Below are 24316 nucleotides of genomic sequence, written 5' to 3'. Positions count from 1 at the left end.
CTCGGTGAGCCGGAGCGGACGGAGGAGCGCCGTGAGCCTGAAGCTTCTCCGACTCACCCGGCTGGTGTCCCCGCCGTCAGCAGCCGGAGGTCGGTGCACGCTGCTGCCGGGAGTCGGCTGGGAGCCTCGCACCCCAGGGCCGAGGGGCCGACCGATCTCCGGCTCGTGGCGCCCGCGGCGGCGGTCTGGCTCACGGCGGCCGTGACGGTCGGGGTGTCGCCTGGCTGGGCGACGGGTGTCGTGGCCGTGTCCCTGGTCGCGGGTGGCTTACTTCTGGCGGCGGGGTGGAGCGGCGCGGGAGCGGGGCCGCGAGGCACGCGAACGGGGCGTAGAGACGGGGGTACGGGGCGGAGAGATGCGGGTACGGGGCGGGGAGGCTCGGGTACGGGGCAGGGGCGTGGGGCGGCGCGGCCGGGTTCGTGGCCGTGGGTGTCCGTCGCCGCCGTGCTGCTCTGTGTCGGCGCGGCGGCGGCCTCCGCGGGGCTGCACGGAGCGGACCTGCGACGTGGACCTGTTCCCGCGCTCGCGGAGCGGTTCGCCAACGTGACCGCGGAGGTGGAGATCACCTCCGATCCCCGGCTCACCCGGCCCCGGATCAACGGGGACCACATCGCTCCGACGGCTCTGCTGTTCGACGCCGAGGTCACGCGGGTCACAGAGGCGGACGGCACGACGCTCGCCACCCGGACGCCGGTGCTGGTGATCGTCGACGCGCGCTCTCCACGGGGCTCACCCAGGGAGGCCGGTGGGCGCTCGCCCTGGCTGTCGCTGCTGCCTTCCACCCGGCTGAGGCTGGCCGCGCGGATCGTGCCCACCCTGACGGACGGGGACGACATCGCGGCGGTGCTGCGCGTGCGGGGGAGCGGGCCACCGGAGGTGGTGGGCGAGCCGTCCGGTCCGCAGCGGTTCGCCGGCCGGCTGCGCGACGGGCTGCGAAAGGCGACGGACGGCCTGGACGCGGACGCGCGGGCGCTGCTGCCCGGCCTGGTGGTGGGGGACACCTCACGCGTGACGCCGGAGCTGGACGACGCCTTCAAGGCCACCGATCTGACCCACCTCCTCGCCGTCAGCGGAGGCAACCTCGTCATCATCCTCGCCTTGTTCATCGGGCCGGCGGGCCTCGCCCAGAGAGCCGAGCGCCGGGGCCTCGCGCCCAGGCTCGGGGTCTCGCTCCGGGCGACCGCACTGCTCGGCGGAGCGCTCACCCTCGCCTTCGTGATCGTGTGCCGACCGGACCCGAGCGTGCTGCGTGCGGCGGCCTGCGGATCGATCTCGCTGCTCGCCATCGCGACCGGGCGCCGCAGATCCCTGATCCCGGCACTGGCCGCCGCGGTTCTGCTCCTGGTGCTGTACGACCCCTGGCTCTCCCGGAGCTACGGATTCCTGCTCTCCGTCCTCGCGACCGTGGCCCTGCTCACGATCGCCCCGCGCTGGAGCACGGCGCTCCAACGACGTCGTGTGCCTCCGCGTCCGGCCGAGGCGCTCGCCGCGGCCGCCGCCGCACAGGCCTTGTGCGCGCCGGTGGTCGCCCTGTTGTCGGCGCGGGTGAGCCTGGTGGCGGTGCCGTGCAATCTGCTCGCGGAGTTCGCGGTCACGCCGGCCACGGTGCTGGGTTTCGCGACACTGGCGACCGCCTCCCTGGCGATGCCCGTGGCCAAAGTCCTGGCTTGGTCAGCGAGTTGGCCCGCCCGGTGGATCGCGGGCATCGCCCGGACGGGGGCGGCTCAGCCCGGTGGAGGAGTGGACTGGCCGGGCAGTTGGACGGGCGCCCTTCTGCTCGCCCTCGTCACGGTGGTCGTCGTGACCGTCGGTCGACGGCTGCTGAGGCATCCCGTGCTGAGTGCTGTCTGCGCGATGCTGTTCCTGCTGGTCGTGGTGCGGCCGCCGCCGCTCACCAGGGTGATCACGGGGTGGCCGCCGCCCGGCTGGCGGTTCGCGATGTGCGACGTGGGGCAGGGTGACGCGACCGTGCTCGCGGCGGGCGACGGCAGCGCGGTGGTGGTGGACGCGGGGCCCGACCCGGTGTCGGTCGACCGCTGTCTGAGCACGCTCGGCGTCACCAGAATCCCGCTCGTCGTCCTGACGCACTTTCACGCCGACCACGTCGCGGGGCTGCCGGGCGTGCTCCACGGGCGTTCGGTGGGCGCGATCGAGACGACCACGTTCGAAGAACCTCTGGAACAGGTCGAGTTCGTACGAAGAGAGGCACTCGCACGGCACATTCCCCTGACCCGGGCCGTGGCGGGGGAGCGGCGGCGCACGGGAAGTCTCGACTGGCGGGTGCTGTGGCCGCCGCCGGATCCGGCTCCGCCGCCGGACGGTCCGAACGACGCCAGTGTCACCCTGCTCGTACGGTCAGCGGGGCTGCGGCTGCTGTTGCTCGGCGACCTGGAGCCGCCCGCGCAGCAGGCCTTGTCGAGATCGGCGGCGGCCACGGAACTGGACGGCGTGGACGTGCTCAAGGTCGCCCATCATGGGTCCGCGTATCAGGACCCGGAGCTCATACGCAGGGTGGCTCCGCGGCTCGCGCTCATTTCCGTGGGAAGCGACAACCCCTATGGGCATCCCGCCCCGAGCACGGTCGCGGCTCTGCGGGCCGGGGGCGCGGTGGTGTTGCGTACCGACGAGGACGGTGACCTCGCTGTCACCGGTGCGGGCGAAGGGCTGAGTGTGGCGCGACACTGAACGAATGAATTCCGCACAGGCCGACGCCTACCTTCGCCGTATCGGGGCCCAGCACCCGGCATGGCCCACGTCCGATGTGCTCCGCGAGCTTCAAGTGCGCCACCTGCGGACAGTGCCGTTCGAGAACCTGTCGATCCATCTCGGCGAGGAGATCGTGCTGGAGGAGAAGAGGCTGCTGGACAAGGTGGTGGGTGCTCGCAGAGGGGGCTTCTGCTACGAACTGAACGGCGTGTTCGGGGCGTTGCTGGCGTCGCTGGGCTTCGACGTGACGTATCTCGCGGCGCGGGTGTACGGGGACGAGGGGGAACTCGGGCTTCCTTACGGCCATCTCGCGCTGCGGGTGCGGACGGTGGACGGGGGTGACTGGCTGACCGACGTCGGTTTCGGGGCGCACAGCCACTACCCGTTGTCGTTCATGGAGCGAGGCGAACAGCGGGACCCCGGCGGGATGTTCCGGGTCGTGGAGTCGGGGCCGGACGCGGCGGGGGTGCGGGGTGCCGGCGGATCACGGGAACGCGAGGATCTGGACGTCCACCTGGGCGACAAACGCCAGTACCGCCTGGAGGTACGGCCGCGGGTGCTCGGGGACTTCGCCGTCGGTGCCTGGTGGCAGAGCACATCGCCGCTGTCGCACTTCACCCGGTCATCGGTCTGTTCTCGGATCACCGAGGAGGGAGGACGGATCACGCTCAGCGGCCACAGGTTCACCGTGTCGACGGCCGACGGGGCCAAGGAGGTGTCGGAACTGGGCACCGACGAGGACGTGCTGGCCACCTATCGGGAGCGCTTCGGAATCGAGCTGGACCGGGTGCCGGAGGTCAAGGGGGCTCAGTAGTTCCGGTCCGGCAGGCCGCACATGCAGCGCAGGCCGCACGGGCGGCACGGGCGGCACGGGCGGCACGGGCCGGATAGGCCGACCCCGGCGTCGGCCGTGTCGGGCGTATCGGAAGATGTTCACGTGAGCGATGTGAGACATGTACTGGTGCTGCCCGACCGCGATGCCGCGGAAGAGGCGGCGGAGGCCGTCGGTGACCGGTTCGGGCTCCTGGAGGAGCCGCAGCTCGTCCGGGATGCGCTGGCCGGCGAGGACGATGCCGAGGACGCGCAGTGGCTGGTGGTCCTGACGGACCCCGAGGCCCGGCTGAGCCCGAAGGAGCTGGACGAGTTCGCGGCCGAGTGGGACGGCTGGCACGAGGAGCCGTAGCCCACGCTCGGCAGGGGCAGGGGCAGGGGCAGGGGCAGGGGCAGGGACAGGGGGGTGAGGGGGCTGGTGGGCCGCGCGGGGATCGCTGTTCGCGGCACCTGGTGTCAGTGGCGCGTGGGATGCTTTCGGTGATGGCCAAGAAGACCGCACAAGACGACCCTCTCGCCCCTGTCACACTGGCGGTGGGCCAGGAGGATCTCCTGCTCGACCGTGCCGTGCAGGAGGTGGTGGCCGCCGCCAGGGCCGCCGACGCCGACACGGATGTACGGGACCTCACCCCGGATCAGTTGCAGCCGGGCACACTCGCCGAGCTGACGAGCCCCTCGCTCTTCTCGGAGCGCAAGGTCGTGGTCGTACGCAACGCGCAGGATCTGTCGGCCGACACGATCAAGGACGTCAAGGCGTATCTCGGGGCGCCCGCCGAGGAGATCACCCTGGTGCTTCTGCACGCGGGCGGGGCCAAGGGCAAGGGGCTGCTGGACGCCGCGCGCAAGGTGGGGGCGCGGGAGGTGGCCTGTCCCAAGATGACGAAGCCGGCGGACCGGCTGGCGTTCGTGCGGAGCGAGTTCCGGGCGCTGGGCCGGGCGGCCACTCCGGAGGCCTGTCAGGCGCTGGTGGACTCCATCGGGAGTGATCTGCGGGAGCTGGCGTCCGCCGTGTCGCAGCTGACCGCGGATGTCGAGGGGACGATCGACGAGGCCGTCGTCGGGCGGTACTACACCGGGCGGGCCGAGGCCTCCAGCTTCACCGTGGCCGACCGGGCCGTGGAGGGGCGGGCCGCGGAGGCGCTGGAGGCGTTGCGATGGTCACTGTCGACCGGCGTCGCGCCCGTCCTGATCACCAGTGCGCTCGCGCAAGGAGTACGGGCGATCGGGAAGCTGTCCTCCGCGCGCGGCGGCAGGCCCGCCGACCTGGCTCGTGAGCTGGGGATGCCGCCGTGGAAGATCGATCGCGTACGGCAGCAGATGCGGGGCTGGACACCGGACGGGGTCGCCATGGCGCTCACGGCCGTCGCGGAGGCGGATGCCGGGGTCAAGGGCGGCGGGGACGATCCCGAGTACGCCTTGGAGAAGGCGGTCGTGGCCATCGCGCGGGCAGCTCGCTCCGGCCGGCGTTGACCGCACGCGGGGTCGGCCCGACCGAACCTCCGCGGGCCCCGCACAGGAACAGTGACCGCACAACGAAGGCCCCGCTCGTTCTCCCGGGGAAGGGAGGGGCGGGGCCTTCGGTTCGAGCTGGTGGATTCACGCCCGCGTGGCGAACGCAGATCGTGCGTGAATCCGGGTGTGTCGGTCGGGAGCGGGAGAGAGGGCCTGCTCGGGTCCGGCCGACGGTCAAGTCAGGGGTCGAGCTCCGGAGAGCTCAGCCGACTCAGCCCTTGAGGGCGGCGACCTTCGAAGCAAGCGCCGACTTCTTGTTGGCGGCCTGGTTCTTGTGGATGACGCCCTTCGAGACGGCCTTGTCGAGAGCGCGCGACGCGGCGCGCGTGTACTCGGTGGCCTTCTCGACGTCACCCGCGGCAGACGCCTCGCGGGCCTTGCGGATCGCGGTCTTCAGAGAGGACTTGACGGCCTTGTTGCGCAGCCGGGCCTTCTCGTTGGTCTTGATCCGCTTGATCTGGGACTTGATGTTCGCCACGAATGAGCCTTTACAGGTTCAGGCGCGCGAGACAGCACGTCTCACTCGCCGTTTGATTTTCTTGGGTGCGTCTCCTGCTGAGAGGGCACGAGACACAGCTACCCAGGCTACCAGTCGCCGTACGACCGGCCCAAACCGGCCGCCCGCCCCGGCCGAGGGGCCCCCGGGACCGGTCGCGGCCCGCCCCGCTCACGCGGACCGAACCGGTCGCAGCTCCCCGCGCGTGGGACCATGGAACCTACGTATCGATCCGACCCGAGGCGACAGGCGCCTCAAGAGACAGGACCCTGCGTGCCCGCGACCCCTAACAATGTGCCCGAGCCGAGCCGTACCGACCCGGCTCTGATCCGCAATTTCTGCATCATCGCGCACATCGACCACGGCAAGTCCACGCTCGCCGACCGCATGCTCCAGCTGACGGGGGTGGTCGACGCGCGGCAGATGCGTGCTCAGTACCTCGACCGTATGGACATCGAGCGCGAGCGCGGCATCACGATCAAGTCCCAGGCGGTCCGGCTGCCCTGGGCGTCGACCGAGGACCCGGGCAGGACCCACATCCTCAACATGATCGACACCCCCGGGCACGTCGACTTCACGTACGAGGTGTCCCGGTCCCTCGCGGCCTGTGAGGGCACGGTGCTGCTGGTCGACGCGGCCCAGGGCATCGAGGCGCAGACTCTCGCCAACCTCTACCTGGCGATGGAGAACGACCTCAAGATCATCCCCGTACTGAACAAGATCGACCTGCCGGCCGCCCAGCCGGAGAAGTTCTCCGAGGAGCTCGCCAACCTCATCGGCTGCGACCCCGAGGACGTTCTCAAGGTCTCCGCCAAGACGGGCCTGGGCGTCGAGGCACTGCTCGACAAGGTCGTCGCCGAGATCCCGGCCCCGGTCGGCATCCAGGACGCCCCCGCCCGCGCGATGATCTTCGACTCGGTCTACGACTCCTACCGCGGTGTCGTGACGTACGTGCGTGTCATCGACGGGCAGCTCAACAAGCGTGAGCGCATCCGGATGATGTCCACCGGCGCCACGCACGAGCTGCTGGAGATCGGTGTCTCGGCCCCCGAGATGAAGGCGGCCGACGGGCTCGGTGTCGGTGAGGTGGGCTACATCATCACCGGCGTGAAGGACGTCCGTCAGTCCAAGGTCGGTGACACGATCACCACCCTGCACAAGGGCGCCACCGAGGCGCTCGGCGGGTACAAGGACCCCAAGCCCATGGTCTTCTCGGGCCTGTATCCGCTGGACGGGTCCGACTACCCCGAGCTTCGCGACGCCCTGGACAAGCTCCAGCTCAACGACGCGGCGCTGGTGTACGAGCCGGAGACGTCGGCGGCGCTGGGCTTCGGCTTCCGCGTCGGTTTCCTCGGGCTGCTGCACCTCGACGTGATCCGTGAGCGGCTGGAGCGCGAGTTCGGCCTCGATCTGATCGCGACCGCCCCGAACGTGGTCTACCGCGTCGAGATGGAGGACCGCAGCGAGCACATCGTCACCAACCCGAGCGAGTTCCCCGAGGGCAAGATCGACAAGGTGTACGAGCCGGTCGTGCGGGCGACCATCCTCGCGCCCTCGGAGTTCATCGGCGCGATCATGGAGCTGTGCCAGACCCGGCGCGGCACCCTGCTCGGCATGGACTACCTCTCCGAGGACCGGGTCGAGATCCGCTACACCCTGCCGCTCGCGGAGATCGTCTTCGACTTCTTCGACCAGCTGAAGTCCAAGACCCGCGGCTACGCCTCGCTGGACTACGAGCCCACCGGCGAGCAGGCCTCCAGCCTGGTCAAGGTCGACATCCTGCTGCACGGCGACAAGGTCGACGCCTTCTCGGCGGTCACGCACAAGGACGCGGCGTACGCGTACGGCGTCCGGCTGGTCGCCAAGCTGCGCGAGCTGATCCCGCGGCAGGCCTTCGAGGTGCCCATCCAGGCTGCCATCGGCTCCCGGGTCATCGCCCGCGAGACCATCCGCGCCATCCGCAAGGACGTCCTCGCCAAGTGCTACGGCGGTGACATCTCCCGTAAGCGGAAGCTGCTGGAGAAGCAGAAGGAAGGCAAGAAGCGGATGAAGATGGTGGGCTCCGTGGAGGTTCCGCAAGAGGCCTTCATCGCCGTGCTGTCCAGTGACGACAGCGGTCCCGCCGCCAAGGGCAAGAAGTAGTCACGCCGAATCCCGGTTCTGCAGGGCCCGTCGCGCCTCGGCGCGACGGGCCCTGTGCTTGTCTCAGGGGTGTGTCCTGCGAGAAGTGACCGGGAAGTGACCGGCCGCCGCCTCTTACGCACCGGCCGGACGCGCTCTAGTCTGATCTCTGCTCGGTAGTTACTCGCGAGTTAAACAACAGCCGCAATTGAGCCAGCCGCACTGCCGCGGGCCCCGGAGGATGTCGTGAGCGACACACAGACCCTGATCGAGAACCGTCCGCCGTCCGTCGCGGCCCTCTTCCTGGAGCGCGTGGCGGCCACACCCGACGCCGAGGCATACCGCTACCCGGTACCGGCCTCGGGCGGCCCGGACGAGTGGAAGTCGCTGACCTGGGCGCAGGCCGCCGAGCGGGTCTACGCCATCGCGGCCGGTCTGATCGAACTCGGCGTGGAGCCGGAGCAGCGAGTGGCGCTCGCCTCCTCGACCCGGGTCGAGTGGATCCTGGCCGACCTCGGCATCCTCTGCGCGGGCGCGGCCACCACGACGGTGTACCCGCAGACCAACGCCGAGGAGTCGGCGTTCATCCTCTCCGACTCCGCGAGCAAGGTCCTCATCGCGGAGGACGCGGCCCAGCTCGCCAAGGCCAGGGAGAAGCGCGCGGAGCTTCCCGAGCTCACGCGGGTCGTCGTCATCGACCCGGCGGGCGTGGAGACCGACGACTGGGTCCTCACGCTCACCGAGCTGGAGGCGCGTGGCACCGCCTACCTGGAGAAGCACCCCGAGCTGATCAAGGAGCGGGTCGGCGCGATCACCGCGGACCAGCTCGCGACCCTCATCTACACCTCCGGTACCACCGGCCGCCCCAAGGGCGTCCGTCTGCCGCAGGACAACTGGTCGTACATGGCGAAGGCGATCGCCGCGACCGGCCTGGTCGGCCCGGACGACGTCCAGTACCTGTGGCTGCCGCTCGCGCACGTCTTCGGCAAGGTCCTCACCTCCGGCCAGATCGAGGTCGGGCACGTCACCGCCGTCGACGGCCGAGTGGACAAGATCATCGAGAATCTTCCGGTGGTGCGGCCGACGTACATGGCGGCCGTGCCGCGCATCTTCGAGAAGGTCTACAACGGGGTCGCGGCGAAGGCACGGGCCGGCGGCGGCGCCAAGTACAAGATCTTCCAGTGGGCCGCCGGGGTCTCCCGCGAGTACGCGAAGGCCAGCCAGGACAACTTCCGCCGTACCGGCTCGGCCTCCGTGCCCTTCGCGCTCGGCGCCAGGCACAAGGTCGCCGACGCGCTCGTCTTCGCCAAGATCCGCGAGGCCTTCGGCGGCAACCTGCGCGCCTGTGTCTCCGGGTCGGCCGCGCTCGCGCCGGAGATCGGCTACTTCTTCGCCGGCGCGGGGATCCACATCCTGGAGGGCTACGGGCTCACCGAGTCCTCCGCCGCCTCCTTCGTGAACCCGGGCGAGGCCTACCGGACCGGCACGGTCGGCAAGCCGGTGCCCGGCACCGAGGTGCGCATCGCGGACGACGGCGAGATCCTGCTGCGCGGCCCCGGCATCATGGAGGGCTACCACGGACTGCCCGAGAAGACCGCGGAGGTCCTGGAGGCCGACGGCTGGTTCCACACCGGCGACATCGGTGAGCTGTCCCCGGACGGCTATCTGCGGATCACCGACCGCAAGAAGGACCTCATCAAGACCTCGGGCGGCAAGTACATCGCGCCCGCCGAGGTCGAGGGCCAGTTCAAGGCCGTCTGTCCGTACGTCTCCAACATTCTCGTGCACGGCGCCGACCGGAACTTCTGCACCGCGCTCATCGCGCTCGACGAGCCGTCCATCCTGGAGTGGGCGAAGGACAACGGCCTGGGAGGCAAGTCGTACGCCGAGGTCGTCGAGGCGCCCGCCACCGTCGCCCTCGTCGAGGGCTATGTGAAGGAACTCAACGCGGGTCTGCAGCGCTGGCAGACCGTCAAGAAGTTCCGTCTGCTGCCCCGCGACCTGGACGTCGAGCACGGCGAGATCACCCCGAGCCTCAAGCTGAAGCGCCCGGTCGTCGAGCGGGAGTACAAGCACCTGATCGACGAGATGTACGCGGGCAGCCGCGAGGCGTAGCCCCCGGTCCCCGGTCCGCCCGCGGGCGGTGGCGCGCAGGACTTCTCCGCGACCGAGCGGCGGAACTCCACGCGCCACCGCCCGCGTCGTCGTTCCTGCGCCCCCGCCCCCCGGGCAGCTCCTGTGTGCCCGGCCGCTGCCCCGGCGGCCCGGCTCGGCTCCGCTCGTAAGCCCAGGTCCATGATCCGGTCGAACACCGTGTCGAGTCCGGTGGCCGGTCCAGGACCCGCCTCGGGGTGCTGGGCCGAAGTACCCGTCCCGCGCCGCCGTCATCCCGGCGGGCGGTGGGAGCGGACCGGATGCTCGAATCTGTCCGGAATTGAGCACAGGCATACCACTGTTCCCGCTCGTGGCGGCCCACTTCGGTGACTCGGTGCTTATGGGAGCCGTCGGTCTGTCACCCTGGCCGCATCGTCCGAGGTGTATTCGTCCGAGCTGCCCAGGGAGCCGCACAGTGGGGGCCATTCCGACGCAACGGGAATCCATGGCGTGCGCCCCGGACGCGCCCGCGCACCATCGCGCCGGCCGGGACGTCGTGTCACGTACGTCGTTGCCGGGCACCCCGCTCGCCCCCGGAGCCGCCCGCCGCTTCCTCCGTGACACCCTCGTGAGCTGGGCCGAACTGGCCCTGCCCGGCGTCGAGATCATCGACGACCGGCTCACGGAGGACGCCGTCGTGGTGGTCAGCGAACTCGTCACGAACGCCGTCGTCCACGCCGGCACCGACGTCGAGCTGCTGTGCCGCCTGGAGTGCGGGCCCGACGGCCCGCCGGGCCCGCTGGTCGTCGAGGTCTCCGACCACCACCCCTCGCGCGCCATACGGGAGGACGGCGCCGAACACGCCTATGGAACACCGGAGTACGGACGCGGCCTGCGCCTCGTCTCCGCACTCTCCGAGGCCTGGGGGATCACCTACCGTCCGGGCGTGAAGACGGTGTGGTCCCGGCTGCTGGTCGACGGGGGCGCCGCCGCCCTGCCCGGGGCGGACGTCTTCGCGGACGCGGACGACCTGCGCCGGCCGGGCGGATCGGAGGACGCCGAACGTTTCCCCGCGACCGGTGGGTTCACGGATGCCGACGGCGTCCCCCGGTCGGGCGGGTACGCGGATGCCGACGGGCTCCGGGAGCCGGGCGGTCCGGGGGACGGCGACGGGCTCACGGGCGCGAAGGGCGGGGCGGAGGGGGACTGGGCCGGCGCGTACGGCGAGGGGCTGGTCCCGGGTCACGGGCGACCGAGGGCCGGCGGCGAGCCGTATCCCGCGATATCCGCCTCCGTGGCGCGCAGGAGCGGCGCGCGGGGTCACGAATGGCTCGACCGGGGAGCCCTCTCGTTCCTCGCCGAGGCCTCCGACCTGCTCGCCGGTCAGCTCGACGAGGACCTGGTCGCGGCGCTGGCCGGACAGCTGCTCGTCCCGCGCCTCGCCGACTGGTGCGCCGTGTGGCTCGAGGACGAGGCCACCGACCGCGCGGGAGGTCTCGGCCTCGCGCTCGGACCACGCCTCGCCCGCGTCTGGCACGGCAGCGAGAACCTCGTCGAGGGACTGCGCCGCTCCCTGGAGAAGGACCCGCCGCGGCTGCCCGACGCGGTGCGCTCCCAGGCCGTCCCGGTGCCCTGGCCCGGCGAGGCGCTGGGCGCCCGCGGGGCGAGCGGGGCGGCGCTGGCGTACCGGCTGATCGCGGGCGGCCGGCCGCTCGGCACGCTCGTCATCGGGCGGGCCGGACTGCCCGCCTTCCCCGACGAGGTCACCGGGCTCGTCGAGGATCTGAGCCGCCGGATCGCCCTCGCCATCGGCGCGGCCCGCCAGTACGCGCGACAGGCCACCATCAGCCGGGTCCTGCAGCGCGGACTGCTGCCGGGCGCTGTCGCCGAGATCCCCGGGGTGCGCAGCGCCCTCGTCTACGAGCCGCTCGACAAGGGCGGGCCGAGCGGCGACTTCTACGACGTGTTCCCGGCCGGCGACGGCCGCTGGTGCTTCGCCGTGGGCGACGTCCAGGGCAAGGGCCCCGAGGCGGCCGTGGTGATCGGTCTGGCCCGGCCGTGGCTGCGGCTGCTCGCCCGCGAGGGCTACGACGTCGCGGACGTCCTCGACCGCCTCAACCAGCTCCTCCTCGACGACGCGACGGAGACCGCGGACGCGGCGGCCCGCGCACTCGTGGCCGCGGGCGGACCCGGGCTCGGCACCGATCCCGGCCCGCAGACGCGCTTCCTCTCGATGCTCTACGGCGAGCTGGTGCCCTTCGACGGCGGAGTGCGCTGCACGCTGGCCTCGGCGGGACATCCGCTGCCGCTGCTGCTGGACCCCGCGGGCGACGTTCGGGAGATGGCCCGCCCGCAGACCCTGCTCGGCGTCTTCGAGGACCCCGAGTACACCTCCGATTCCTTCGAGCTGTACCCCGGCGACACCCTGCTGTGCGTCACCGACGGTGTCACGGAGCGGCGCGACGGGTCCCGCCAGTTCGACGACGACGACGGTCTCGCGCAGGCCCTCGCGGGCTGCGCGGGCCTGGACGCCGAGATGATCGCGGAACGGATTCGCGGGCTGGTCCACGCGTTCGGCACCCGCCCGCCGGAGGATGACATGGCCCTGCTCGTGTTACAGACGGAGTAGCCCTCAGGTGCCTGGCTCCCCGTCCCTGAGGCCCCGGCACCGCCTCCCGGGCACGGGACGGAACCGTGCGCCCCGCCGGTACTGGACAATGGAACGCATGCCTTCCGCACTTCCCGACGGTGAGCCCGTCCCCGACGACGGGGCGCTGCCCGCGCACGCCCTGGACGGGGCGGCCGAGCGGCCCCTCGGGTTCTACCTCCATGTGCCGTACTGCGCGACCCGCTGCGGCTACTGCGACTTCAACACCTACACCGCGACCGAGCTGCGGGGCAGCGGCGGTGTGCTCGCCTCCCGCGACAACTACGCGGACACCCTGACCGACGAGGTCCGCCTCGCCCGCAAGGTCCTCGGTGACGATCCGCGCCCGGTCCGTACGGTCTTCGTCGGAGGCGGTACGCCCACACTGCTGGCCGCCGACGATCTCGTACGGATGCTGGGGGCGATCCGGGACGAGTTCGGGCTCGCGGAGGACGCCGAGATCACGACGGAGGCGAACCCCGAGTCGGTCGACCCGGAGTACCTCGCGACGCTGCGCGCGGGCGGCTTCAACCGGATCTCCTTCGGCATGCAGAGCGCCCGGCAGCACGTCCTGAAGGTGCTCGACCGTACGCACACCCCCGGCCGCCCCGAGGCCTGTGTGGCCGAGGCCCGCGCGGCCGGCTTCGCACATGTGAACCTGGATCTGATCTACGGCACACCGGGGGAGTCGGACGACGACTGGCGGGCGTCGCTCGAAGCGGCCCTCGGCGCGGGCCCCGATCACATCTCCGCGTACGCGCTCATCGTCGAGGAGGGCACGCAGCTCGCGCGCCGCATCCGGCGCGGCGAGGTCCCCATGACGGACGACGACGTGCACGCGGACCGCTATCTCATCGCGGACGAGGTGATGTCGGCGGCGGGCTTCGACTGGTACGAGGTGTCGAACTGGGCCACCTCCGAAGCCGGCCGCTGTCTGCACAACGAGCTCTACTGGCGGGGCGCCGACTGGTGGGGCGCGGGCCCCGGCGCGCACAGCCACGTGGGCGGTGTTCGCTGGTGGAACGTGAAACATCCGGGGGCGTACGCGGCCGCGCTGGCCTCGGGCCGCTCGCCGGGCGCGGGGCGCGAGCTGCTGTCGGACGAGGACCGCAGGGTCGAGCGGATCCTGCTCGAACTGCGGCTGCGCGAGGGCTGCCCGATCTCCCTGCTCCGCCCCGACGGGCTCGCGGCCTCCCGCCGTGCCCTGTCCGAAGGGCTCCTCGAAGCCGGTCCGTACGACGCCGGACGCGCCGTTCTCACCCTGCGAGGGCGGCTGCTGGCGGATGCCGTCGTCCGGGATCTGGTGGACTGAACACCGTCGCCCGCCCGCTCCCGCCCCGTCGCGGCGGGGGGCAGCCGACGCGGGCGCGGGAACGCGGGCGCGGGAACGCCGGTCCGATGGTGTGCGCGTGCTGTTCGCGTGCCGTCCTCATGCCGTCCGGGTGCGGCGATGCCCGGCTGGGGCGGCTCGGGCCGGGCCGTCGGTCATCGAGTCGGTAAGTCGGGCCCGGCCGGTCCCGGAGCCCCGTCACTCCGGAGCCGTGACGAAGTCGATCAGTTCCTCCACCCGGCCCAGGAGTTCCGGCTCCAGGTCCTTGTACGAGCGGACCCGGGACAGGATGTGCTGCCAGGCCGCGCCGGTGTTCTCCGGCCAGCCCAGGGCCCGGCACACGCCCGTCTTCCAGTCCTGGCCGCGCGGGACCCGGGGCCAGCGCGGGATGCCCACGGAGGACGGCTTCACGGCCTCCCAGACGTCGATGTACGGGTGCCCGAGCACCAGGGCGTGCTCGCTCGTGACCGCCTCGGCGATCCGGGACTCCTTCGAACCGGGGACCAGATGGTCGACGAGGACGCCGAGCCGGGCGTCCGGGCCCGGGCCGAACGCGGCGACGATCGCCGGGAGGTCGTCGACGCCCTCCAGGTACTCCACGACGACGCCCTCGACGCGCAGGTCGTCGCCCCAGACCCGCTCGACCAGTTCGGCGTCGTGGCGGCCCTCCACGTAGATGCGTCCGGCCCGCGCGACCCGGGCGCGGGCGCCGGGCACCGCCACCGAACCGGACGCCGTACGGCTCGGGCGTACCGGCGCCGAAGCCGTCGGGCGCACCAGCGTCACGACCCTGCCCTCCAGGAGGAAGCCGCGCGGTTCCAGCGGGAACACCCGGTGCTTGCCGAAGCGGTCCTCCAGGGTCACCGTGCCGGCCTCGCAGTGGATCACCGCGCCGCAGAAACCGGTGCCGGGCTCCTCGACCACCAGACCCGGGTCCGCCGGGACCTCGGGCACGGGCCGGGGCTTCTTCCACGGCGGGGTCAGGTCCGGAGAGTACTGGCGCATTCGGATGACGATAGGAGAAGCCCGGCGGTGATCACCGCGACACGCCGGAACCCGCCGCGCCGAAACGCCCGGCCAGGGCGTCCCGCTGGGCGCGTACGAACGCGGCGTCCACGACCGCCCCGTGGCCGGGAACGTACAGCGCCTCCTCGCCGCCGAGAGCGAGCAGCCGGTCGAGGGCCGCGGGCCAGCGCGACGGCACGGCGTCGGGGCCCGCCTGCGGCTCACCGGACTCCTCGACCAGGTCGCCGCAGAAGACCACCGGCGGGTCGCCCGGCACCACGACCACGAGGTCGTGGGCGGTGTGTCCCTCACCCGTCCGCACCAGCCGGACCTCGACGCCGCCATGGAGCTCCAGGTTCCAGGTGTCCCACACGTACTGCCGGGGACGCACGAGGGTGTCGGCCGCCTCCGCCGCCGCCCGCGGGTCGAGACCGTTGCGCACCGCGTCCGCGCACAGCTCCCCGCGACCGCTCTCGTACACATCGGGCGAGCCGCCCGCGACGAGGATCTCCGCGCCCGCGAACGCCGCGGCGCCGAAGACATGGTCGAAATGCGGGTGGGTGAGCGCGATGTGGGTCACCCGGTGCCCGGCGACGGCCTGCGCCTCCCGGCGCAACCGCGCGCCCTCCGCGAGGCTCGAACCCGCGTCGACCATCAGCGCCGCGCCCTCGCCGACGACGAGCCCGACCGTGCAGTCCCAGTCCGGAAGTCGCCGCCGCCCGACCCTGGGCGCCACCCTTTCCCACCCCAGCTCTTCCCAAGTCAGCCTCATGCGGCGACGCTAGCGGTGACCGGGTGTCGTGCACGACATCGCAGGCCCGCCCTTGCCGGGGTCCTGCCCCACCGCCGTACACTGGGCCGGGGAACGCTGGCACTCCCGTGCGCCGAGTGCCAGACGAAAGCCACGAAGGCCACGAAGACCACCGAGTCGAATTCTGGAGGTGTGCGCGATGCTCAGTGAACGCAGGCTCGAGGTGCTCCGCGCCATCGTCCAGGACTACGTGGGCACCGAGGAACCGGTCGGTTCCAAGGCGCTCACCGAGCGGCACCGGCTGGGGGTATCCCCGGCGACCGTCCGCAACGACATGGCGGCCCTGGAGGACGAGGGCTACATCGCCCAGCCGCACACCAGCGCCGGGCGCATCCCCACGGACAAGGGATACCGGCTCTTCGTCGACAAGCTCGCGGGCGTCAAGCCGATGACCGCGCCCGAGCGGCGGGCCATCCAGAACTTCCTGGACGGCGCCGTCGACCTCGACGACGTCGTCGGGCGGACCGTGCGGCTGCTCGCGCAGCTCACGCGGCAGGTCGCCGTCGTGCAGTACCCCTCGCTGACCCGCTCGACCGTGCGCCATGTCGAGCTGCTGTCACTCGCCCCCGCGCGGGTGATGCTCGTGCTGATCACGGACACCGGCCGGGTCGAGCAGCGCATGATCAACTGTCCGGCACCGTTCGGCGAGACGACGCTGGCCGATCTGCGGGCCCGGCTCAACAGCCGGGTCGCGGGGCGCCCCTTCGCGGACGTCCCACAGCTCGTCCAGGACCTCCCGGACGCCTTCGAGGCGGAGGACCGGGGTACGGTCTCGACGGTGCTCTCCACACTTCTGGAGACACTCGTCGAGGAGACCGAGGAGCGACTGATGATCGGCGGTACCGCCAATCTCACGCGATTCGGACATGACTTCCCTCTCACCATCCGGCCGGTGCTCGAAGCACTGGAGGAGCAGGTTGTGCTCCTCAAGTTGCTTGGAGAGGCCGGGGATTCGAGCATGACCGTGCGAATCGGGCACGAGAACGCGTATGAGGGACTCAACTCCACGTCCGTGGTCTCGGTCGGCTACGGTTCGGGCGGCGAGGCAGTAGCCAAACTCGGCGTGGTCGGCCCGACCCGCATGGATTATCCGGGAACGATGGGAGCGGTACGAGCGGTGGCACGGTACGTCGGACAGATCCTGGCGGAGTCTTAAGTGGCCACGGACTACTACGCCGTACTCGGCGTGCGCCGCGACGCGTCCCAGGACGAGATCAAGAAGGCGTTCCGGAGGCTCGCTCGCGAGCTGCACCCGGACGTCAATCCCGATCCGAAGACGCAGGAGCGGTTCAAAGAGATCAACGCCGCGTACGAGGTGTTGTCGGACCCGCAGAAGAAGCAGGTCTACGACCTCGGTGGCGACCCGCTGTCCCAGCAGGGCGGCGGCGGCGCCGGCGGTTTCGGCGCGGGCGGCTTCGGGAACTTCTCGGACATCATGGACGCGTTCTTCGGCACGGCGTCGCAGCGCGGACCGCGCTCGCGCACCCGCCGGGGCCAGGACGCCATGATCCGGCTGGAGATCGAGCTCGACGAGGCGGCCTTCGGCACCACGAAGGACATCCAGGTCGACACGGCGGTCGTCTGCGGCACCTGCAACGGCGAGGGCGCCGCGCCCGGGACCTCCGCGCAGACCTGTGACATGTGCCGCGGTCGCGGCGAGGTGTCCCAGGTGACGCGGTCGTTCCTCGGCCAGGTCATGACCTCACGGCCGTGTCCGCAGTGCTCGGGCTTCGGCACCGTGGTCCCGACCCCGTGCCACGAGTGCGCGGGCGACGGCCGGGTCCGGTCCCGTCGCACCCTCACGGTCAAGATCCCGGCCGGTGTGGACAACGGCACGCGGATCCAGCTCGCGGGCGAGGGCGAGGTCGGCCCCGGCGGCGGCCCCGCCGGCGACCTGTACGTCGAGATCCACGAGCTGCCGCACTCGACGTTCCAGCGGCGCGGCGACGACCTGCACTGCACGGTCACCCTCCCGATGACCGCGGCGTCCCTCGGCACCAAGGTGCCGCTGGAGACGCTCGACGGCATGGAGGAGGTCGACATCCGTCCGGGCACGCAGTCCGGCCAGTCGATCCCGCTGCACGGCCGGGGCGTCACCCACCTGCGCGGTGGCGGCCGCGGCGACCTCATCGTGCACGTCGAGGTCACCACGCCGACCAAGCTCGACCCGGAACAGGAGCGGGTGCTGCGCGAGCTCGCCAAGCTGCGTGGCGAGGAGCGGCCCACCGGTCAGTTCCAGCCCGGTCAGCAGGGGCTCTTCTCCCGGCTGAAGGACGCCTTCAACGGCCGCTGATCCAGGCCGGGCGCGGGGTGGCACGGCCACCCCGCGCCCGGCCGTTCCGGTGGCCAGCCGGGCGGACGGCCGGATTCGGACTTGTCCTGGGGACGTGACAACATGCCGTCATGTCCTCCGCGCTGACCGATCTCTTCCCTCACCCGATCGTGCAGGCTCCCATGGCGGGCGGCGTCTCCGTCCCGCAGCTCGCGGCAGCCGTGTCCGAGGCCGGGGGGCTCGGTTTCCTCGCCGCCGGGTACAAGACGGCCGACGGCATGTACCAGGAGATCAAGCAGCTGCGCGGGCTGACCGGTCGTCCCTTCGGCGTCAACCTGCTCATGCCGCAGCCCGAGTACGCGGACGCCGGCACCGTCGAGGTGTACGCCAACCAGCTCGCGGGTGAGGCCGCCTGGTACGAGACCGAGCTCGGCGACCCGGACAGCGGCCGCGACGACGGCTACGACGCCAAGCTCGCCGTCCTCCTCGACAACCCGGTGGCGGTGGTCTCCTTCCACTTCGGCGTACCGAGCCAGGACGTGCTGGACTCCCTGCGCCGGGCCGGCACCTTCACCCTGGTCACCGCCACCACCGCCGAGGAAGCCCGCGAGGTGCAGCGGGCGGGCGCCGACGCGGTCATAGTGCAGGGCATCGAGGCCGGCGGACACCAGGGCACCCACCGTGACAACCCGGAGACGGACGGCACGGGCGTCGGTCTGCTCTCCCTGGTCGCCCAGGTCCGCGAGACCGTGCGGATCCCGGTCGTCGCGGCCGGCGGCATCATGCGCGGCAGCCAGATCGCCGCCGTCCTCGCCGAGGGCGCGGACGCGGCCCAGCTGGGCACCGCCTTCCTCGCCACCCCCGAGTCCGGCGCGAACGCCGTGCACAAGCAGGCGCTGACCGACCCCCTGTTCGTCCGTACGGAGCTGACGCGCGCCTTCTCCGGGCGCCCGGCGCGCGGGCTGGCCAACCGCTTCATGCGCGAGCACGGCCCGTACGCACCGGCCGCCTACCCCGAGATCCACCACCTGACCCTGCCGCTGCGCAAGGCGGCGGCCAAGGCGGCTGACGCGCAGGGCATGGCGCTGTGGGCCGGGCAGGGCCACCGCATGGCGCGCGACCTGCCCGCAGGGCAGCTGGTGGAGGTACTGAACGCCGAAATCGCGGCCGCCAAGACAGCGTTGTCGTCCGCCGACGAGATCCCGGAAGAGGGTGCGGCCCGATGACGGCACCGGTGTTCCTGGTCGAACACTTCAAGACGGACGGCGGCGGACGCCACGTCCTCGACGGTCCCGAGGGGCGGCACGCCGTCTCCGTGAAGCGGCTGCGGGCCGGCGAGGACGTCGTGCTCACCGACGGGACCGGGCGGTGGGCGGACTGCGTGGTCCTCGACACCGAGGGCAAGGACCGTCTGATCGTGCGGATGGGTCCGGTGGCCGAGGAACCGGCCGAGGAGCCGCGCATCACGGTCGTCCAGGCCCTGCCCAAGGGCGACCGGGGCGAGCTGGCCGTCGAGACCATGACCGAGACCGGCGTCGACGCGATCGTCCCCTGGGCCGCCTCCCGCTGCATCACGCAGTGGAGGGGCGACCGGGGCCTGAAGGCGCTCGCCAAGTGGCGCGCCACCGCCCGGGAGGCCGGCAAGCAGTCCCGCCGGGTGCGCTTCCCGGAGGTCGCGGACGCGATGACGAGCAAGCAGGTTGCCGCACTTCTCGCCGAAGCCGATCTCGCCGCCGTACTCCACGAGGACACCGAACTCGGCACCGAGCCGTTCGCGACCGCCGCGCTGCCCGGCTCCGGGGAGATCGTCCTGGTGGTCGGCCCCGAGGGCGGGATCTCCCCCGAGGAAGTCGCGCTCTTCACCGAGGCCGGCGCGAAGACGTTCCACCTGGGGCGCACGGTGCTGCGTACCTCGACGGCCGGGACCGTGGCCACGGCACTGCTGCTGGCCCGCACCGGCCGCTGGTCCTGATCCCGCCATCCACCGTCCCGACCGCACCCGCCCGCACTCCCACCGGGGATTTCATGGAACTCGCCCAGGTACGGCTGCTCGTCTCCGACTTCGCCGCCTGCTACCGCTTCTACTCCGAAGTCCTCGGCCTCAGACCTCAGTCGGGCGCGGCCGAGGGCCCGTACGAGAAGTTCAGTCCCGTCGCCGGATCGGCGGGCATCGCCCTCCAGGACCGCGCGATGATGGCCGAGATCCTGGGAGAACTCGGTGAGGTGGTGACCGGACACCGGTCGCTGGTGGTGCTGCGGGTGGACGACCTCGACACCTACTGCGTGCAGGTCGTCTCACGCGGCGCGACCCTCCTGCACGGCCCGGCGCCCATGACGGAACGCATGCGCGTCGCCCACCTCAAGGACCCCGAGGGCAACCTGGTGGAACTCCAGGAGTGGCTGCTGCTGCTCGGCTGACGAGCGGCCCGCGGCCGGTGTCCCCGGGCGACGAGCGACTCCGTCGTCGCCCGGCCGTGGACGGGCAACTCCTTCGGGTGGTTGTGCCCCCGATGGCCGCATGCGGTCTACCGCGCGTCGCCGTGCGGTGGCACGCTGCGGTCCATGGGGGCTTTGAGGCATATCAGGCGCCGGACGGGACACGGGCGGGCAGTGGCGGCCGTCGGGCTGGGCGCGGCCGGAGTGTTCGCCGTGACCGCGTGCCAGCCCGTGGACGGACTCAGCACCGCCACCGTGGCCTACACGACCGACCAGACGGCGACCAGGCAACTCGAACGGCAGCACGTGGATGTGCGCTGGCTCACCTGCACCGCCCACTACGGCAACGTCAACAAGGCCCACACGCCCGGGAACTCGCCCTCGCCGACCGAGAACACCGTGGCGACCGTCGACTGCCGGGGCCAGACCGGCGACGGCCGGGCCATCGTCGTCAAGGGCAAGGTCACCCGGGCCGTCAACGGCGCCTGCGTACGCGGCGACCTGACCGCCACGATCGGCGGCAAGCAGTGGTTCCACGTGAACGGCCTGGGCGACTGCAACGCCGCGAACAACCCCACCCCGCCGGTCACCTACCACCCCACGAACGGGCAGCCCGATCCCACCGTCACCGTCACCGTGACGAAGACCATGTGGTGCAAGGGCGACCCCACCTGCTGGCCCTCGCAGGGCAAGTGACCTGGCAGGCCGTACACCGATCAAGTGATCCAAACCCCTGTCGGGGCGCGCGTGGGCTGCGTAGGGTGACCGGGTGACTGAGTCCGCACCCTCCGCGTATCTCCGGTTTCCGCATCTGCACGGCGAGTTGGTCGTCTTCACGGCCGAGGACGACATCTGGGCCGCCTCCCTCGACGGCGGCGGCCGCGCCTGGCGGGTCAGCGCCGACAACGTGCCGGTCAACCATCCGCGCGTCTCCCCGGACGGCACGACCGTCGCCTGGACGTCGACGCGGGACGGAGCCCCCGAGGTCCACGCCGCCGCCCTGTCCGGCGGGCCTGCCAAACGGCTGACGTACTGGGGCAGTCAGAAGACCCAGGTACGCGGCTGGACCCCAGACGGACAGGTGCTCGCGCTCAGTACCCAGGGCCAGGCCAGTCTGCGCCGCAGCTGGGCACGGTCCGTCCCGCTCGACGGCGGCCCCGCGACGACCCTGCCGTACGGACCCGTCGGCGATGTCGCCCACGGCGAACCCGGCACCGTCCTGCTGTCCGCCCCGATGGGGCGCGAGGCCGCCTGGTGGAAGCGGTACCGGGGCGGCACGGCGGGCAAACTGTGGATCGACCGGGACGGCGACGGCGAGTTCGTCCGGCTGCACGAGGACATCGACGGAAACCTCGAATACCCCTTCTGGGTGGGCGAACGGATCGCCTTCCTGTCGGACCACGAGGACGTCGGGGCCCTGTACTCCTCCCTCGCCGACGGCTCCGACCTGCGGCGCCACACACCCACCGACTCCTTCTACGCCCGCCACGCGGCCACCGACGGCACCCGCGTCGTGTACTCCTCCGCCGGCGAACTGTGGCTCCTGGACGACCTCGACGGCGCCGAGCCGCGCCGGCTGGACATCCGGCTCGGCGGCCAGCGCGTCGACCAGCAGCCGCATCCCGTGAGCGCCTCGCGCTCGTTCTCCGCCGCGGCTCCCGACCACACCGGACGCGGCAGCGCCGTCTCCGTGCGCGGCGCCGTCCACTGGGTCACCCACCGCTCCGGCCCGGCCCGTGCGCTCGCCGCCGAGCAGGGCGTCCGCGCCAGGCTGCCCCGCACCTTCCGCGCCGAGGGCGAGGAGCACGTGGTGTGGGTGACCGACGCGGAGGGCGACGACGCCCTCGAATTCGCCCCCGCCACCGGAGTCGCCCCCGGCGCCACCCCGCGACGGCTCGCCGCCGGCGCCCTCGGCCGGGTCCTCGGCCTCGCCATGGCGCCCGACGGCAGCCGCGCCGCCGTCGCCTCGCACGACGGGCGCGTGCTGATCGTCGAGCGCGAGAGCGGCGAGGTCCGCGAGGTCGACCGGAGCGAGGACGGCGACGTCACCGGCCTCGTCTTCTCGCCCGACTCGGCCTGGCTCGCCTGGTCGCACCCCGGACCGCGCCCGCTGCGCCAGCTCAAGCTCGCCAACACCACCGACCTGTCGGTGACCGAGGCGACCCCGCTGCGCTTCCGGGACTACGCACCGGCGTTCACCCTCGACGGCAAACACCTCGCCTTCCTGTCGGCCCGCGCCTTCGACCCCGTCTACGACGAGCACGTCTTCGACCTGGCCTTCGTCGGCGGCTCCCGGCCGTATCTGATCACCCTGGCCGCGACGACCCCGTCCCCCTTCGGACCGCAGCGCCACGGCAGGCCCTTCGAGGCCCCCGACAAGGACGAGACCCCCGACAGCGAGGGCACCCCCAGCACCCGTATCGACCTGGACGGACTCGCCGACCGGATCGTGCCGTTCCCCGTCGAGGCCGCTCGCTACTCGACACTGCGCGCCGCCAAGGACGGGCTGCTGTGGCTGCGCCACCCGGTACGGGGCGTGCTCGGCTCCTCCCGCGCCACCCCGGACGACCCGGACCCGAAGACCGAACTGGAGCGGTACGACCTCGCCCAGCAGCGCATCGAGCACCTCGCCGCCGACGCCGACCACTTCACCGTCACCGGCGACGGCAAGCGGGTCCTGCTGTGGACCGACGGCAAGCTCAAGGTCGTCCCCAGCGACCGGCGCGCCTCGAACGACGACGAGAGCGACACGAACATCACCGTCGACCTGTCGCGGGTGCGCCAGGTGGTCGACCCGGCCGCCGAATGGCGGCAGATGTACGACGAGACCGGCCGCCTCATGCGGGACAACTTCTGGCGGCCGGACCTGGGCGGCGTCGACTGGGACGCGGTCCTCGACCGGTACCGGCCGGTGCTGGAACGGGTCGCCACCCACGACGACCTCGTCGACCTGCTGTGGGAGGTGCAGGGAGAACTCGGCACCTCCCACGCCTACGTCACCCCGCGCGGCGGCTGGGGCGGCGGCGACCGGGCCCAGGGTCTCCTCGGGGCGGACATCTCCCGCCACGAGGACGGCCGTTGGCGCATCGACCGGATCCTCCCCTCGGAGACCTCCGACCCGGACGCGCGGGCCCCGCTCGCCGCGCCCGGCGTCGCGGTCCGCGCCGGGGACGCGATCGTCGCGGTCGGCGGCCGTCCGGTGGACCCGGTGGCCGGGCCCGCACCGCTGCTCGTCGGCACGGCGGGCAAGCCGGTCGAGCTGACCGTCTCGCCCTCCGGCGGCGGCGATCCGCGCCACGCGGTCGTCGTACCGCTCGCCGACGAGGAGCCGCTGCGCTACCACGCGTGGGTGGCCGACCGGCGCGCCTATGTGCACGAGCGGTCCGGCGGACGCCTCGGCTATCTGCACGTGCCGGACATGGTCGGCTCCGGATGGGCGCAGCTCCACCGCGATCTGCGCATCGAGGTGGCCCGCGAGGGTCTCGTCGTGGACGTCCGTGAGAACCGCGGCGGCCACACCTCCCAGCTCGTGGTGGAGAAGCTCGCGCGGCGGATCGTCGGCTGGGACCTGCCCCGGGGCCTGCGCCCCTACAGCTACCCGGAGGACGCGCCGCGCGGCCCCGTCGTCGCCGTCGCCAACGAGTTCTCCGGCTCCGACGGCGACATCGTCAACGCGGCGATCAAGGCGCTGGGCATCGGACCCGTGGTCGGCACCCGCACCTGGGGCGGCGTCATCGGCATCGACAGCCGCTACCGGCTCGTCGACGGCACCTCCGTCACCCAGCCCAAGTACGCCTTCTGGCTGGAGGGTTACGAGTGGGGAGTCGAGAACCACGGCGTCGACCCGGACGTCGAGGTCGTCCAGGCCCCGCAGGACCACGCGGCCGGCCGCGACACCCAGCTCGACGAGGCGGTCAGGATCGCGCTGGCCGCGCTGGAGGAGAACCCGGCGAAGACCGCGCCCGCACTGCCGCCGCTGTGACCCGGCGCCGGACGGCTCGCGGACGGTCGGCGACGCGAGCCGCCCACGAGCCGACCGGCCCGTCGGGCCGCTA

18 protein-coding genes are annotated in these 24316 nt (G+C 72.1%); 15 read left to right on the top strand and 3 right to left on the bottom strand.

Going from position 1 to position 24316, the window contains the following annotated elements; translation table 11 throughout:
- Positions 1–93 precede the first annotated feature (93 nt).
- From ACFYW8_RS23535 to holA, 4 genes are all read left to right on the top strand, one after another.
- Positions 94–2685, top strand: coding sequence for a ComEC/Rec2 family competence protein (locus tag ACFYW8_RS23535; RefSeq protein WP_389079320.1), 2592 nt, complete (start codon positions 94–96; stop codon positions 2683–2685).
- A 4-nt stretch (positions 2686–2689) separates the two neighbouring features.
- Entirely contained in the window at positions 2690–3520 is an 831-nt protein-coding gene (locus tag ACFYW8_RS23530) for an arylamine N-acetyltransferase (RefSeq protein WP_389079314.1), read from the top strand.
- A gap of 123 nt (positions 3521–3643) precedes the next feature.
- Positions 3644–3889, top strand: a complete 246-nt coding sequence (locus tag ACFYW8_RS23525) for a hypothetical protein (protein WP_365871291.1) — start codon at positions 3644–3646, stop codon at positions 3887–3889.
- 131 nt (positions 3890–4020) lie between these two features.
- Complete coding sequence (gene holA, locus ACFYW8_RS23520; protein ID WP_389079308.1) at positions 4021–5007, top strand: DNA polymerase III subunit delta; 987 nt, start codon at positions 4021–4023, stop codon at positions 5005–5007.
- 253 nt (positions 5008–5260) lie between these two features.
- Here the strand turns inward: holA and rpsT are convergent, their stop codons facing one another.
- The gene (rpsT, locus tag ACFYW8_RS23515; RefSeq protein WP_261702665.1) at positions 5261–5527 is read right to left on the bottom strand and encodes a 30S ribosomal protein S20; all 267 of its coding nucleotides are present in this window, start codon (positions 5525–5527) and stop codon (positions 5261–5263) included.
- Positions 5528–5818: 291 nt separating this feature from the next.
- On the opposite strand from rpsT, the gene lepA reads away from it, so the two are divergent.
- The 4 genes from lepA (at position 5819) to hemW (ending at position 13719) form a co-directional block, all read left to right on the top strand.
- Positions 5819–7687: a translation elongation factor 4 gene (gene lepA / locus ACFYW8_RS23510; RefSeq protein WP_389079303.1), complete on the top strand. Its 1869-nt coding sequence runs from the start codon at positions 5819–5821 to the stop codon at positions 7685–7687.
- 225 nt (positions 7688–7912) lie between these two features.
- Positions 7913–9781 (top strand): AMP-dependent synthetase/ligase, encoded by a 1869-nt coding sequence (locus ACFYW8_RS23505; RefSeq protein WP_389079299.1) that lies wholly within the window; start codon positions 7913–7915, stop codon positions 9779–9781.
- Positions 9782–10235: 454 nt separating this feature from the next.
- On the top strand, positions 10236–12389 hold the full coding sequence (locus ACFYW8_RS23500) for a SpoIIE family protein phosphatase (protein WP_389079295.1): 2154 nt from the start codon (positions 10236–10238) through the stop codon (positions 12387–12389).
- Between the two features lie 97 nt (positions 12390–12486).
- Entirely contained in the window at positions 12487–13719 is a 1233-nt protein-coding gene (hemW, locus tag ACFYW8_RS23495; protein WP_365871283.1) for a radical SAM family heme chaperone HemW, read from the top strand.
- Positions 13720–13935: 216 nt separating this feature from the next.
- Here the strand turns inward: hemW and ACFYW8_RS23490 are convergent, their stop codons facing one another.
- Together ACFYW8_RS23490 and ACFYW8_RS23485 are read right to left on the bottom strand one after the other, a co-directional pair.
- Positions 13936–14742, bottom strand: a complete 807-nt coding sequence (locus ACFYW8_RS23490) for a DUF3097 domain-containing protein (RefSeq protein WP_389079288.1) — start codon at positions 14740–14742, stop codon at positions 13936–13938.
- A 31-nt stretch (positions 14743–14773) separates the two neighbouring features.
- A complete protein-coding gene (locus tag ACFYW8_RS23485) occupies positions 14774–15514 on the bottom strand; it encodes an MBL fold metallo-hydrolase (protein ID WP_389079283.1) in 741 nt (246 codons plus the stop codon).
- Positions 15515–15692: 178 nt separating this feature from the next.
- On the opposite strand from ACFYW8_RS23485, the gene hrcA reads away from it, so the two are divergent.
- The 7 genes from hrcA (at position 15693) to ACFYW8_RS23450 (ending at position 24243) form a co-directional block, all read left to right on the top strand.
- Positions 15693–16709: a heat-inducible transcriptional repressor HrcA gene (gene hrcA, locus ACFYW8_RS23480; RefSeq protein WP_365871277.1), complete on the top strand. Its 1017-nt coding sequence runs from the start codon at positions 15693–15695 to the stop codon at positions 16707–16709.
- Complete coding sequence (gene dnaJ, locus ACFYW8_RS23475) at positions 16710–17846, top strand: molecular chaperone DnaJ (protein ID WP_365871275.1); 1137 nt, start codon at positions 16710–16712, stop codon at positions 17844–17846. It abuts the gene before it with no gap.
- A 110-nt stretch (positions 17847–17956) separates the two neighbouring features.
- Positions 17957–19051, top strand: a complete 1095-nt coding sequence (locus ACFYW8_RS23470; RefSeq protein WP_389079274.1) for a nitronate monooxygenase — start codon at positions 17957–17959, stop codon at positions 19049–19051.
- Positions 19048–19797 (top strand): 16S rRNA (uracil(1498)-N(3))-methyltransferase, encoded by a 750-nt coding sequence (locus ACFYW8_RS23465; protein ID WP_365871271.1) that lies wholly within the window; start codon positions 19048–19050, stop codon positions 19795–19797. The genes ACFYW8_RS23470 and ACFYW8_RS23465 overlap by 4 nt, the downstream gene beginning before the upstream one ends.
- Positions 19798–19850: 53 nt before the next feature.
- Complete coding sequence (locus ACFYW8_RS23460) at positions 19851–20243, top strand: VOC family protein (RefSeq protein ID WP_389079267.1); 393 nt, start codon at positions 19851–19853, stop codon at positions 20241–20243.
- 144 nt (positions 20244–20387) lie between these two features.
- On the top strand, positions 20388–20957 hold the full coding sequence (locus tag ACFYW8_RS23455; RefSeq protein WP_389079262.1) for a hypothetical protein: 570 nt from the start codon (positions 20388–20390) through the stop codon (positions 20955–20957).
- A 73-nt stretch (positions 20958–21030) separates the two neighbouring features.
- The gene (locus tag ACFYW8_RS23450) at positions 21031–24243 is read left to right on the top strand and encodes a S41 family peptidase (protein WP_389079258.1); all 3213 of its coding nucleotides are present in this window, start codon (positions 21031–21033) and stop codon (positions 24241–24243) included.
- Positions 24244–24316 lie beyond the last annotated feature (73 nt).

This window comes from Streptomyces sp. NPDC002742 (genome assembly GCF_042888885.1).
Lineage (GTDB): Bacteria > Actinomycetota > Actinomycetes > Streptomycetales > Streptomycetaceae > Streptomyces.
This window is presented reverse-complemented; position numbering and strand designations above follow the sequence as displayed.